14 protein-coding genes and 1 pseudogene are annotated in these 12,749 nt (G+C 72.7%); 9 read left to right on the top strand and 6 right to left on the bottom strand.

The features are described 5' to 3' along the window. Window positions 1-4: 4 nt before the first annotated feature. Window positions 5-199, top strand: coding sequence for a hypothetical protein (locus tag HEP85_RS06590; RefSeq protein WP_148008049.1), 195 nt, complete (start codon window positions 5-7; stop codon window positions 197-199). A gap of 231 nt (window positions 200-430) precedes the next feature. Here the strand turns inward: HEP85_RS06590 and HEP85_RS06585 are convergent, their stop codons facing one another. Further along, complete coding sequence (locus HEP85_RS06585; protein WP_168526953.1) at window positions 431-784, bottom strand: DUF779 domain-containing protein; 354 nt, start codon at window positions 782-784, stop codon at window positions 431-433. 389 nt (window positions 785-1,173) lie between these two features. On the opposite strand from HEP85_RS06585, the gene HEP85_RS06580 reads away from it, so the two are divergent. Beyond that, window positions 1,174-3,891, top strand: a complete 2,718-nt coding sequence (locus tag HEP85_RS06580) for a LuxR C-terminal-related transcriptional regulator (RefSeq protein WP_369657630.1) — start codon at window positions 1,174-1,176, stop codon at window positions 3,889-3,891. Window positions 3,892-4,092: 201 nt separating this feature from the next. Then, complete coding sequence (locus HEP85_RS06575) at window positions 4,093-4,290, top strand: hypothetical protein (RefSeq protein WP_168526951.1); 198 nt, start codon at window positions 4,093-4,095, stop codon at window positions 4,288-4,290. A gap of 205 nt (window positions 4,291-4,495) precedes the next feature. Here HEP85_RS06575 and HEP85_RS06570 read toward each other — a convergent pair. After that, window positions 4,496-5,068: pseudogene (locus HEP85_RS06570) on the bottom strand (potassium channel family protein); the annotation flags it as partial. A 201-nt stretch (window positions 5,069-5,269) separates the two neighbouring features. On the opposite strand from HEP85_RS06570, the gene HEP85_RS06565 reads away from it, so the two are divergent. The 4 genes from HEP85_RS06565 (at window position 5,270) to HEP85_RS06550 (ending at window position 7,664) form a co-directional block, all read left to right on the top strand. Then, window positions 5,270-5,932, top strand: a complete 663-nt coding sequence (locus HEP85_RS06565; protein WP_168526950.1) for an HdeD family acid-resistance protein — start codon at window positions 5,270-5,272, stop codon at window positions 5,930-5,932. A 256-nt stretch (window positions 5,933-6,188) separates the two neighbouring features. Continuing rightward, a complete protein-coding gene (locus HEP85_RS06560; protein WP_168526949.1) occupies window positions 6,189-6,626 on the top strand; it encodes an SHOCT domain-containing protein in 438 nt (145 codons plus the stop codon). Window positions 6,627-6,714: 88 nt separating this feature from the next. Then, window positions 6,715-7,158, top strand: a complete 444-nt coding sequence (locus HEP85_RS06555; protein ID WP_168526948.1) for a hypothetical protein — start codon at window positions 6,715-6,717, stop codon at window positions 7,156-7,158. Between the two features lie 41 nt (window positions 7,159-7,199). Next, on the top strand, window positions 7,200-7,664 hold the full coding sequence (locus tag HEP85_RS06550; protein ID WP_168526947.1) for an OsmC family protein: 465 nt from the start codon (window positions 7,200-7,202) through the stop codon (window positions 7,662-7,664). A 41-nt stretch (window positions 7,665-7,705) separates the two neighbouring features. On the opposite strand, the gene HEP85_RS06545 is transcribed toward HEP85_RS06550, so the two are convergent. Then, on the bottom strand, window positions 7,706-8,209 hold the full coding sequence (locus HEP85_RS06545; protein ID WP_168526946.1) for a MarR family transcriptional regulator: 504 nt from the start codon (window positions 8,207-8,209) through the stop codon (window positions 7,706-7,708). A gap of 104 nt (window positions 8,210-8,313) precedes the next feature. Here HEP85_RS06545 and HEP85_RS06540 point away from each other — a divergent pair, with 104 nt between their 5' ends. After that, entirely contained in the window at window positions 8,314-8,691 is a 378-nt protein-coding gene (locus HEP85_RS06540) for an HGxxPAAW family protein (RefSeq protein WP_369657629.1), read from the top strand. 135 nt (window positions 8,692-8,826) lie between these two features. Here the strand turns inward: HEP85_RS06540 and HEP85_RS06535 are convergent, their stop codons facing one another. Next, window positions 8,827-9,390, bottom strand: a complete 564-nt coding sequence (locus HEP85_RS06535) for a hypothetical protein (protein ID WP_168526944.1) — start codon at window positions 9,388-9,390, stop codon at window positions 8,827-8,829. A gap of 572 nt (window positions 9,391-9,962) precedes the next feature. Here HEP85_RS06535 and HEP85_RS06530 point away from each other — a divergent pair. Continuing rightward, the gene (locus HEP85_RS06530; RefSeq protein ID WP_168526943.1) at window positions 9,963-10,535 is read left to right on the top strand and encodes a TetR/AcrR family transcriptional regulator; all 573 of its coding nucleotides are present in this window, start codon (window positions 9,963-9,965) and stop codon (window positions 10,533-10,535) included. Between the two features lie 69 nt (window positions 10,536-10,604). On the opposite strand, the gene HEP85_RS06525 is transcribed toward HEP85_RS06530, so the two are convergent. Continuing rightward, complete coding sequence (locus HEP85_RS06525; RefSeq protein ID WP_168526942.1) at window positions 10,605-11,243, bottom strand: DsbA family protein; 639 nt, start codon at window positions 11,241-11,243, stop codon at window positions 10,605-10,607. A 157-nt stretch (window positions 11,244-11,400) separates the two neighbouring features. Then, the gene (locus tag HEP85_RS06520) at window positions 11,401-12,432 is read right to left on the bottom strand and encodes a nitronate monooxygenase (protein WP_329285946.1); all 1,032 of its coding nucleotides are present in this window, start codon (window positions 12,430-12,432) and stop codon (window positions 11,401-11,403) included. Window positions 12,433-12,749: the final 317 nt, after the last annotated feature.

The following is a 12,749-nucleotide window of genomic DNA, read 5'->3' as shown; positions in this document are numbered from 1 at the left end:
GACGATGGCCATTTCCATCTCTGTGGTGGTACTGCTGCTGATCCTCGCGGTGGTGTTCCTGCGCAACGGCGCGCTGAAGCCCTCGCACGCGGTGGTGTGCGTCCTGCTCGGCTTCTTCCTGTCGGGCAGCAGCATGGCGCCGACGATCCAGAACGGGCTCACGGCCACGGCGGACATCGTGAGCAGTCTCCATCCCTGACCTCGGGTCCGTGAGAGGACGCCGACGCCGTCGGGCAGATGGCCCGAGCTCCGCCGGCCGGTGCCGCCTCCCGCCAGGGCGGGCACCGGCCGGCGGAGCTCGTCGCCGTGAGAACCGCCGGTACGGTTCTGAACCGTCCGACACGACGTGTGGCAGCAACCCCTGATGTCTCGTCAACTGCGCCGCGATCAAGGGGCGTCAACCGGAGGGCGATGCCCGGCGAGGCGGCCCTCAGCCGACGACGCGGGAGCGAATGAGGAAGCGCACTCCCTCGGGAGCCTCCAGCGAGAAGCCGCTGCCCCGGCCCGGGACGACATCGACGGTCAGCCGTGTGTGACTCCACAGCTCGTACTGGCTCTTCGACATCCAGAACGGCACCGGTTCGTCGACCCCCTCCACCTCCAGCTCCGCGAGCAGGATGTCGGAGCCGCCGGTGCGGAACTCACCCGCCGGGAAGCACATGGGCGCACTGCCGTCGCAGCAGCCGCCGGACTGGTGGAACATCAGCGGGCCGTGGACCGCCCGCAACCGCCGCACCAGGTCGGCGGCCGCCGGAGTGAGCGTTACGCGCGGGACGACGTCCATCGGGGTTCTCCGTCGGGTCGGGGACGAACGGTGACAGGGGCGGGAGCCGGCCGTGGCGGAGAGCGGGGCAGGCCACCGTGCATCCGACCATCCCGCAGGTTGCGAGAGGGTTGCACGCATCGACGGCAGGGAGGCGGGGAGGCGGGGAGGCGGGGAGGGCTTACCCCACGAGGAGACCACCGGGCCGGACCCGTCCGGCTCCGCGCAAGGGCCGCCGGGCCGGCCTCACGGAGGGGGCATCGGCCTCACGGACGGGTCATCGGCCTCGCGAAGGGGCCGTCGGGCGTGCCTCACGAAGGGACCGCCGGACCACGTCCGATCCGCGTACCTGCGGAAAAGCTGGGATCGTGAGGGAGGGAACGCTGCCCATGACCTGACCGAAAGCGGTGGTGCGCGCCGTGGCTGCCCTCGACGAGAACGGTACGGGTCCGGCCCCGGCGCAGGTCGATCCCCTGGGCGACCCCTTTCTGCGGACGCGGTTCGCCCTGCCCACCAGACCCGCCACCTTCCTGCGCCGGGAGCGGCTCACCGCACACCTCGACGAGGCTCTCCTGACACCCCTGACGATGGTCAACGGGGCGGCCGGGGCCGGCAAGACCCTGCTGGTCGCCGACTGGGCGGCCGGCCTGGGGCAGCCGGTCACCTGGCTCACCACCGACGCGGCGGGTCAGGGCCCCGGGATGTTCTGGGCGTACCTCCTCCGGGCCCTGGACGCCTCCGGAGTGCCGGTGCCCCGCGAGATCCCCCGCCCCGCGGACGCGAGCGGGGTCGACCACGAACTGCCGGCCCGTCTCGCCGCCGAACTGAGCGGCCGCGACCGGCCCGCGATCCTCGTGCTCGACGAGTACGACCGGGTGACCGCCCCAGAGATCGCCGAGCAACTGGAGTTCGTGCTCCACCACGCCGGGCCGGGCCTGCGCCTGGTCCTCGTCACACGCACCGAACCGCTGCTGCCGCTGCACCGCTACCGCGCGGCCGGGGACCTGACGGAGATACGCGACGCCGAGCTGGCCTTCACCCCCGAGGAGGCGTCCGCCCTCCTGGACACGCACGGTCTGCACCTGTCCGCGGCCGGCGTACGCGCACTCGTGGACCGCACCCGGGGCTGGGCCGCCGGCCTGCGTCTGTGCGCCCTGGCCGCACGGGAGGCCCCGGATCCGGAGACCTACCTCAAGGAGTTCGAGGCAGGACAGAGCACGATCGCCGACTACCTCCTGGCCGAAGTGCTGAAGCGGCGCACGGCAGAGACCCAGGACCTCCTGCTGCGCGTCAGCGTCCTGGAACGCTTCTGCCCGGAACTGGCGAACGCGCTGACGGAGCGCGCCGACGCCGAGCCCATCCTCGCCGGGCTGCACCGCGAGAACGCGTTCGTCGAGAGCCTCGGACACTCCTGGTACCGCCTCCACCCGTTGTTCGGGGAGATCCTCCGCGCCCATCTCAGGGTCCGCTCTCCCGGACTCGAACCCGAACTCCACCGGCGCGCCGCGTGCTGGCTGCGGCGGTCCGGATCGCTCCCGGAGACACTCGCGCACGGGGCCGCGGCGGGCGACTGGGAATTCACCGCCGGTGCCCTGGTCGACGACCTGGCCATCGGGCAGCTCTTCACCGGCCTGCGCTCCGAGGACCTGACCGAGCTGTTCTCCCGTATGGGGCCCGAGGCCACGGGCCCCGCGACCGACCTCGTGCGGGCTGCCCGCGACCTCGCCCACCACGACCTCGACCGAGGCCTGGCCCACCTGCGTCACGCCCAGGAGGGCCTGGCAGCGGAGGGCGCGGCCCAGGAGGGTCCGGCCGGGAACGGGCCCGACCTCGGCCCGGCTCGGCTCAGTTGCGCCCTGCTCGAGGCGCTGGCGGCCCGGCTGGCCGGTTCCCCCGCGAACGCGGAGACGGCGGCGGTGGCTGCCGAGGAGCTGCGGCAGGCGGTCCCCGCCCACCTCCTGGAGCGGCATCCCGAGCTCTCCGCCCTGCTCCTGACGCATCTGGGTTCGACGCTGCTGTGGGCGGGGCGCTTCGAGGAGGCGCGCGCCGCCCTGTCCACGGCGGCCGACTCGTGCGGCGCGGCCTCGGCCGGGCTGCCCCGGGAGGAGTCCCTGGCGCACCTCGCCCTCATGGACTACCTGGACGGCTGGCTCGGCCGGGCGGAGAGCAAGGCCCTCGCGGCCACGACCGGGACGGAGCGCCTCGGCCCGCGCCGGTCGTCAGGCTCCGACCTCGGGCGGCTGGTGCTGGCGGCCGTGGCCGTCGACCGCGACGAGCTGGACCGGGCCCAAGCCCTGCTCGACGAGACGGCCGACGCCGGGCGCGGGCCGCGGGACCCGGTGACGGCGGCGGGCCGGTCCCTCGCGGCGGCCGGGCTGCTGCTCGCCCGCGGCAGGGCGGGAGCCGCGCTGACGGCAGCCTCCGCGGCGATCCCCGCCGCCGTGGTCTCACCGTGGGCGGCCGGCCACGCGGCGCTGGTCGCCGCCGCCGTCCACCTGGCCGAGGGACGTACGGAGAGAGCCGCCGAGGCGCTGCGCCGGGTACCGGACGGCCAGACGGCCTGCGCGGTGCAGGCCGCGCGCGTCCGGCTCGCGGCGGGCCACCCCGGCGAGGCGATCGGGATCCTCGACCGTATTCACCTGGAGGGCCGGACGGGCCGGACGGGTCCCGCCCTGACCGTGCGGGCCACGCTGGTACGGGCCCAGGCCGCGGAAGAGGCGGGGGACACCGTGACCGCCCGCGGGCTCGTCGCCCGGGCGCTCGTCGAGGCCCGCCGCGAGCGGCTGCGGCGTCCCTTTCTCGACGCCAGACCCTGGATCGGGCGACCGCTGGGCGAGGCGCCGCTCCAGGCACTGGCCGAGGGCTGGCTCCAGGCCGGTCCGACCCGCGGAGGCGATCCGTCCCGGCTTCCGTCCCTTCCTCCGGCGCTCGTCGTGGAGGAGCTGAGCGGACGCGAACTCGACGTTCTGCGGCGGCTGGCCGAGATGATGTCCACGCAGGAGATCGCGGCCGACCTCTACGTGTCCGTGAACACGGTGAAGACCCACCTCAAGAGCGTCTACCGGAAGCTCGCGGTGAACCGGCGCAACGAGGCGGTGCGCCGCGCGCGCGAACTGGGACTGCTGTGACCCGCGGCGATGCGCGTGCGAGGCCGGTGCGCCCGGTGCGACGACACCGGTCCGGTGCGAAGGCCGGTGCGATGACACCGGTGGACGGCCGGCCGGGCGCCGGGTCACCTGCTGAGGGTGAGGGCGGCCCGCGCGCCGAGGCGGAGGATCACGGGTAGGGCGTCGTCCGTCCGCCCCGGGCCGCCCGCGGGAGAGCAGCTGATGCGCTACGAGATCCGTGTCGACGGACAAATGTCGGAGACGCTGGCCCAGGCCTTCCCGGACATGGAGCACGTGGTGATGTCCGGTCAGACCGTCCTGTTCGGGCCCGTCCTCGACGAGGCCCATCTGTACGGTCTGCTGGCGCGCTGCCAGTCGCTGGGACTGCGCGTCCTGGAGATGCGTCAGCTGCCCGAGTGAACGCCGGCGGCAGGGCTGTGGCCGTCCGCGCCGGTCCGGTGCCCAGGCTGCCCGGTCTGCGGGTCTGCGGGTCTGCGGGTCGGCGCTCGGTTCCGGCCTCATCGACGGATCGCCTACGTCTCTGTCTCCGGCTCAGCTTCGGAGTCCTCGGCGCCCCGGCGTCCCCGGTGTCCCCGGCGTCCGCCCCGGTCTCCTGCCCGACGGGCCCCCTGTGCCGCAACCCCGCCTGGACCGCGCTCGCCAGCACGCGCGCGGCGAAGCCCACCAGGACCAGCCCTCCGGCCATCTGCAGCATCGTCATCACCCGGCCCGTCTCGGAGCGGGCGGCGATGTCGCCGAAACCGACAGTGCTGAACGTGGTCAGCGTGAAGTACAGGGCGTCCGTCCTGGACAGCGGCTCGGTGAACGAGCCCGGGGCGGAGCGGTCCAGCAGGTAGTAGGCGCTGGCGAAGAGCACCAGGAACAGCACCAGCGTGGCGGCCAGGGCCTCGACGGCCTTCAGCCGGGGGTGGGGCGAGCGGATGATGGTCCGCAGCTCCCACACGAAGACCAGGACCACCGCCAGCAGACCGGACAGCAGCAGCACCGAGGTGCCGCGGGCGCTGTACCCGTCCAGGGGCAGCAGGTAGTAGGCGGTGACGAGTCCGGCCGCGATCAGGAAGGCACGGGCCACCACCACGACCTTCGTCCACCGGGTGCGGCGCTTCGGCCGGCCCCGCCGGTACGGGCCCTTCCGCGGCCGGAGGCGTTCGGTTCGGCCAGCCGCTGGATCGCTCATCGCGTGTCTCTTCTTCGGTTCGCCGGGAGTGGGCGGTCGGCCCGTCCAGCCCCCACCTCATCGCCCTGGCGGCCGGAAGGGATCACCCGCCGCGGGTGACCCGGGGGACGCCGGCGCGGGGCACGCTGGCCCGGTGAGGTTCCCGCGCGCCTGCCTGCCGGCGGTCCGGCGGTGACCTGCAAGATCGTGCGAGGAGGAGCCATGACCGTACCGCGTGGTTCGGCGCCGCCGACCGGACCGGAACACCGGCCCGACGGACCGGCGCCCACTCCGGCGGGTGACCCCGCGGAGCTGCTGGCGGCACTGGGCGGCTCGTGGACCTGGATCCTGGGCTCGGCGGTGGCGACGCTGGTGCCGGGCGTCCTGGTGCTGGTCTGGCCGAACGAGAGCCTGCATGTCCTGGCGGTTCTCATCGGTCTGTATCTGCTCGTGATCGGGGTCTTCCGCTTCGTCGCGGCGTTCTCCCGGCGCGAACAGGGTGAACGGCTTCCCGGACTGCTTCTAGCCCTGCTGTTCGTCCTGGCCGGCGTGCTCTGTCTGCGGAACCCGATGCAGACGATCGCCGCGCTCTCATTGATCGTCGGGGTCGTCTGGCTGGTGTCCGGCATGCTGACCGCCTACACGGCCCTCGCCACCCGGGACCTGCCGCACCGCGGCGTCGTCCTCGCCGCCGCCGCGCTCGGCATCGTCGCGGGTGTCGTGGTGCTGGCGCTGCCGACCGAGTCGGCCCGGGCCCTCACCCGGCTGCTCGGCCTGTGGCTCGTGCTGCTCGGTCTGGTCGAACTCGGCGTCGCCTTCGCGTGGCGGGCCGCACTGCGCAGGGCGGCCGCCGCGCACCAGGGCGGCATCGCCGCACCGTTGTGAGCACGGCCGTCGCGCGGCGGCCCGCGATTCGCCGGTCCACGTGTTCGCCGGTCCACGTGTTCGCCGGTCCACGCGTCGCCGGTCCGCGCGTCGCGGGTCCGCGCGTCGTCGGTCCGGTGCCCGACGGCGGGCGCGCCCGCGGCGCCCCGCTCACCCGCCTGATCACCCGCCTCGGGTGAGGCCGCCCGGTCCGGGCCGTGCGCATGCTGAGGACGGCAACGACTGCCGGGCACCCGCCCCGGGAGGGAGAAGAGACATGAGCGAGCCGATGTACCTCGCGTACGACTATCCGCTGCTGAGCATCTTCTGGACCATGCTCTGGTTCTTCTTGTGGATCATGTGGTTCGTCCTGCTCTTCCGGGTCATCGTGGACATCTTCCGCGACGACACACTGAGCGGGTGGGCCAAGGCCGGCTGGCTGGTGTTCGTCATCGTGCTGCCCTTCCTGGGCGTCCTCGTCTACGTGATCGCCCGTGGCAGGAACATGGGCACGCGGGAGATGAAGCAGGCACGCGCGCAGCAGGAGGCCGTCGACTCCTACATCCGGGAGACCGCGGCCGGTGCGTCCCGGTCCGGCAGCGTCGACGAACTCGCCAGGCTGTCCGAGATCCGCGCCCGCGGGGACATCACGGACGAGGAGTTCCGCAGGGCGAAGGAACTGGTCCTGAGCGGCCACGGCCCGTCGGACCGTTGAGACGCCGACGCCACATCCACCGGGACGCCAGACGCCACATCCACCGGAGGACACGGAACGCCCCGGCGACAGGAGACGAGGGAGCACGATGGCCGCGACACACACCGGGCACGGACACACACGCTCGACGAGGCAGCAATGGGCCGGGGGCCTGACGGTCTTCGCGGGCGTGATGCTGATGCTCGCAGGGCTGCTCGACCTCTTCCGCGGCGTCATGGCGATCGCCGACGACGACGTCTTCGTCTCGACCCCGAGCTACGTCTTCCGGTTCGACCTCGCCGGCTGGGGCTGGATCCACCTCGTCCTGGGGGCGGTCGCCGTGGTCGTCAGCCTCGGACTGTTCCAGGCGGCGTTCTGGGCGCGTGTCCTCGGCGTGGTCATCGCCGGACTCATCATCGTCGCCAACTTCCTGTCCCTGCCGTACTACCCGGTCTGGTCCGTCGTGATGATGGCCTTCTCCGCGCTGATCATCTGGGCGCTGTGCGTGGCGCGGCCCGAGACGTCCTACGACGTACCCGGGGACGACGGGTGAAGGACGGCTGAAGGACGGGACCCGCCACTACTGTCGACGGCATGACCGACAACAGCCTGCGTTCCGTCAGCATCGAGCGGACCCGTACCGGCCATTTCACCGCGACGAACGCCCGCGGCGGCACGATCGGCTTCGGCACCGGTTCCGGCACCGGTTCCGGCACCGGTTCCGGCACCGAGGACGGCACCGGCTTCACCCCGGTCGAGTTGCTGCTCGCCGCGATCGGGGGATGCACCGCGGCCGATGCCGACGTCGCCACCGCCCGCCACGAGGAGCCCACCGAGTTCACCGTCACGGTGAGCGGCGACAAGATCAGTGACGAGCTGGGCAACCGGATGACCGACCTCACGGTCACCTTCACCGTCCGTTTCCCCGACGGCGCGCCCGGCGACCGCGCGCGAGCCATTCTGCCGAGGGCGGTCACCGCCTCCCACGAGCGGCTCTGCACGGTCAGCCGCACGGTCGAGATCGGCACCCCGGTCACCGCGACGGTCGCGGACGTCTGACCGCGTCGAGCCGGGCGCTCAGCGGCCGGGGGCAAGAAGGACTACTGCTGGGACGACTCCTGGGACGGCTCCCGGCCGATCTCGTCCAGGGAGTCGCCGAGCAGGGCCTTGGCACGGGTGAGCCAGTCCGCCAGTACGGCGATCTCGTCCGGGGTGTAGTCGGCGAACAGGGCGCCGAGACGCTCGTAGAACGGGCCGTAGACCTGGAGGATGCGCTCCTGCGCGGATTCCTCCATGACCACATGGACCCGGCGCCGGTCCTGGGGGTCGGCCTGGCGGCGGATGTAGCCGGCCTTCTCCAGCCGGTTGAGGACGCCGGTCATCGCTCCGGTGGTCAGGCGGGCCTGCTCGGCGAGGTCGCCCGCTGCCGGTGTCCGGCCCGCGGTGGCGGCCTCGATGATGAAGCCCAGGCAAGTGAGGTCGGTGACGTTGAGGCCGAGCCGCCGTGCGATGTCCTGCTGGCCGAACTGCGCGGTCGCGATCATCCGGTCCATCGCGTAGAGCGCCTGGCCGGCCGTCGCCGCCGGGCGCTGCTTGCCCTTCACCACGCATCCCCTTAGTGTCTAAGTTACTTACCTCGCGAGCTAAGATAGTTCGCGTCGGGTGTCCGCCGAGCTGTTCACCCGACCCGCCTTCCCGAGGAGTAGAAGTGGGCATGCACGGAGACCATGATCTGGGTCACACGGTCGCGGGCTGGGCCGGGACCACCATAGCCGTCACCGGTTGCGCGGTGACGGCGGTGGCCCTCGCGGCCGGATCCTCCACCGGGCTCTGGCTGGGCGGTGCCGTCGTCGTCCTGGCCGCCCTCACCACCTGGCTTCTCCACCTGGCGGGCTGGGGAAAGGCCACCGGACCGCGCCCCGTGGCGGAACAGCACTGGCGTGTCCGTGACACCCCTACCCGGCGCGGCCACCCCGACTGCCTCGGCTGCCGCATGGCCGGCCGCGGCCCGGCCGGCGCGCCGAGCGCCACCCCGGCCGGCTCGCGCGCTCCGGCCGAGCCCACCTTCTTGGGGCAACCGTCGTGACCATGCTCTTGGGGCAACCGTCGTGACCGTGACCGAAGGTCCAGGTCGCCCTGGACATGCCCTGGCTTCCGGGCGGTCACCGCGACGGTGGCGGCGCGGACCCGGCCCTGCGCGGCCGGATCGGTGAAGCGCGGATCACGCCTCGGTCAGGCGCACCTTGTAGCCGTCCTCCTCCATGAGGACGACGGTCACGCCGAACGGGTTGGGATGGTCCATCTCCATCGGGACGAAGGAGAACTCGACCGCGGCCCGGATCGGGGGCACGAGCTCGCCGCCGGGCTGCGGCGCGGGCGCGTCCCGCCAGTCGGGATCGATCGAGGCGACGCCCTCGGGGTCGCGGGCCAGGACCCGTTCCTCGTAGGGGAACCGGTGCAGTACATGGCCGTCCCGCGTGGCGTGGACCATGTTCAGGCACGGGGCAGGGCCGCTGAGGGGCAGCTCGCACGCGGTGGCCACGTCATGACTCTCCCAGGCGAGGACGACCTCGTCCGCGCCTGCCGCCGCCGCGATGTTCGACAGCTGCGCGATGCCGGTGAGCGCGTCCTCGCCGGACTTGAGCGGGCGCACCCAGATCAGCCCGACCAGCCGGCCCCGCACCAGGGGCATGATGACCGGCCGTGGCACGGCGCCTTCGGCCAGCCCCGCCGCGTAGGCCCCCTTCATCGAGTCGGCCAGCGCGTTCCACATCTGGGTCTCCACGAATTTCCCTTCACCCTCGTCCTCGGACTGTCCACGATCACCACTGACCCTGTCACGCTTGGTCGCGGCCGTGCCAGGGCCACCGGTCGGTCGGGTGCCGGACGCTTGTAGGGGCTCCGTGCGCGCGTACGAGGCTCCCGCCCGATCGGAGGGGTCCAGGGTCGCGGGGCGGAGTCGGTCGTCGCCCTGCTGCGTCAAGATCGCGCGGCCCGCGCCGTGGTCGCGCCGAACCATGTGCGTCACCACCTTGACAGGTGACGAGGTGGGCGGCGAGCATCGTCACCAGGCGAACCGGTGATGGTCGCGAGACGGGGAGCCCCGGGCAGCCGGGGTGTGGACCAAGTGGAGGGGAATCCCATGAAGGCATCGAGGATGCTCAAGGGCCTGACGGCGATCGCGGCCGTGGTCGTCATTTCGGTCGGGTGTTTCGCGCAGATCTTCTGACGCGGTGCGGCTGCCGCGGCGCCGGGAGCGGCACCTCGCCCGAGGTGTATTGTCCAGGTAAAGTGTCCGGTCATATTGACTGCCTGGGCGTCCCTGGGGAGTCCACCGGACAGAGGAGGTGTCGCGCCGTGCCCAAGCCGTCCAAGCGTGACGACCTGCTGGCGTCCGCGCTGGAGACGTTCCACGCGCGCGGTTTCCACGGCACCGGCATCAAGGAGATCGCCGACGCCGCCGGAGCGCCCAAGGGGTCGTTCTACAACCACTTCTCCAGCAAAGAGGAGTGTGCCATCGAGGCCCTGCGGCTCTACGGAGCCGAGCGCCGCCTGGACATGCTCGCCGACACCACCTCGCCCCCGCTGGAGAGGATTCGCCGCCACTTCGAGTTCCTGCGGGACGAGGTCGTCGACCGGGACTTCACGCGAGGCTGCATGTTCGGCAACTTCGCCACGGACGTGATCGACCACAGCGAGGAGATCCGCACGGCCGTCGCGGACAGCCTGCGGACGTGGAACAGCGCGATCGCGGCGGCCCTGACGGAGGCCCGCCGCGACGGTGCCGTACGGGCGGACCTCGACCCTGACGCCACGGCTCGCTTCCTCGTCAACGCCTGGGAGGGAACCCTGATCGAGGCTCGCGCCACCAAGTCGGCCGCCGCTTTCGACACGTTCTTCCGCATGGCCTTCGAGGCGGTCCAGCGCTGACGTGCGTGGGCCGTGGCCGGGTGAGGTCCGCTCGGGCGTGGGTGGCCCGGGCATGGGTGGCCCGGCTGCCTAATCGAACAGCGGGCCGACCGTCCTGGTCCGCTTGATCTCGTAGAAGCCGGGTGTGGAGGCGACGGTCAGTGTGGCGTCCCACAGGCGGACGGCTTCCTCGCCCCGAGGAGCCGGGGTGACAACGGGACCGAAGAAGGCGACCTTGCCCGTGCCGGGTCCGGGCACCGCGATGACCGGGCTGCCCACGTCGGACCCGACGAGGGTGATGCCCTCGCGGTGGGAGGCGCGCAGCTCCGGGTCGTAGGCGTCGGTGTCACCCGCGTCGGCGAGGCTCGTGGGCAGTCCCGCGTCGCGCAGCGCGGCCTCGATGGTCGGGCGCGTCCTGGGCTCCTCCCGCAGATGGAAGCGAGTACCGAGCGCGGTGTAGAGGGGCTCCAGTACGGCGGGGCCGTGAGCCCGGGCGGCGGCGATCAGGACGCGCACCGGTGCCCATGCCTGGCCCATCAGCACGCGGTGGTGCTCGGGCAGTTCGTCGAGGCGGCCCTCGTTGAGGACGGCCAGGCTCATGACGTGCCAGCTGATGGTGAGGGGCCGGGCCTTGCCGACCTCCAGCAGCCAGCGGGAGGTCAGCCAGGTCCACGGGCACACCGGGTCGAACCAGAAGTCGACGGGAGTGCGGGGGAGGGAGTCGTTCATGAGAGGTTCCAAACGCGGTGGTGGGGGCGGGCCGAGGGCTTGGTCGGCGGTCGGCGGGGAAAGGGCTGCGGGAAAGACGGTGGAGTAACTCCTGAGCGGGCGACGGACCAGCGGTGGCGCCGCCCCCGAGCGGGCGACGGCACAGAGAGCGACCGGGTCATAGAGCCGCGGCCAGGCGCGCCAAGGTCTGGCCGGCACCCTCGCGGCGTGCCTGCCGGTGACCGGTGCCCGCCCACAGGTGCAGAGCGTCGGCGTCCCCCGCTTCGGCCGCCAGTTTGCGGAGCCGGCCCGTGAGGTGATGCAGCGCCGGATACCCGTACGGGGCGTGGTCGCCGTACAGATCGGTGAAACGGTTGCGCAGCGCGCGGGCGGGGCGGCCGGTGAAGGCCCGGGTCAGCACGGTGCCTCGGCCCTCGGGGTCGGCGAGAGCCGCCTGATGGACGGGGGAGGCCCCGCTTTCCCCGGTGCGCAGGAGCACGGTGCCGACCATGGCGGCCTGCGCGCCGGCCGCCATGACCTGGGCGACGTCGTCGGGCGTGGCGAGTCCGCCCGCCGCGATCAACGGCAGGCCGACAGCCTGGCGGATCAAGGCGATCAGGTCGTCGACCGGTACCTCGGGCGGCGGCAGCCGCGGTGTCAGGGTGCCGGAGTGACCGCCCGCGGCGGCGGCCTGCACCACGAGGACGTCCACGCCCGCTTCGGCCCCGGCGCGCGCCTCGTCCACCCCCGTGACCGTCTGGGCCACCAGGCTTCCCGCCGTACGCAGCCTGGCCACCACGGCCCGTTCGGGGATCCCGAACGTGAAGCTGACCACTGGTACGGGGTCCTCGGCGAGCAGGTCGATCTTCTCCGCGAACGCGTCGTCGTCCTCGACCGGGACGTGCCCGCTCAGGTCGATGTGGTGGCGGTCGGCCGTTCCCTGGACGAGCGCGGCGTAGCGGTCGAAGGCCGCACGGTCCACCGGCAGCGGATTGGGTGCGAACACATTGACGCCGAACGGGATCCGCTCGGCACGCGCCGCGGCGACACGCTCGGCCAGCGTCCGCGCGGTGGCGTAACCGGCCGGGACGAAGCCGAGACCACCGCTGCGGGCCGCGGCCACCAGCAGCGCGGTGGTCGTGGCACCACCCGCCATGGGCGCGGCCAGAACCGGCGTGGTGACGCCGAGAGCCGCGAGCAGGCTGTTCATGGTGCTGTGCCCTTCTTCCTGACGTTGACGTAGACGGTCGCGGTGACGTCGACGGTCGCGGTGACACCGTCGGTGACGCTTCCGGTCGGTCGGCCGGCCGGTCGTGGTCGGCCCGTCGTGACCGGCCACGGGTCGGCGGCGACATAGGGGGAGCGCCCGGCACCGACGCGCCGTACTCGCGGCCGGGACGGCGGCGTACCTCCACGTCTCCACGGTGCGGCCTCCGACACGGTCGACGCCACGACCACCTTCCTCCCTGCTGATAGGTGCGGCCTCGCAGTGGCCGGGGCGTCGGCGGCCGTGCCGTCCGCGTCACG

The sequence above is a fragment of the Streptomyces sp. RPA4-2 genome (assembly GCF_012273515.2).
Lineage (GTDB): Bacteria > Actinomycetota > Actinomycetes > Streptomycetales > Streptomycetaceae > Streptomyces > Streptomyces kaempferi.
Note: the sequence above shows the minus strand (reverse complement) of the source record. Positions and strands in the feature narration are given on the sequence as shown.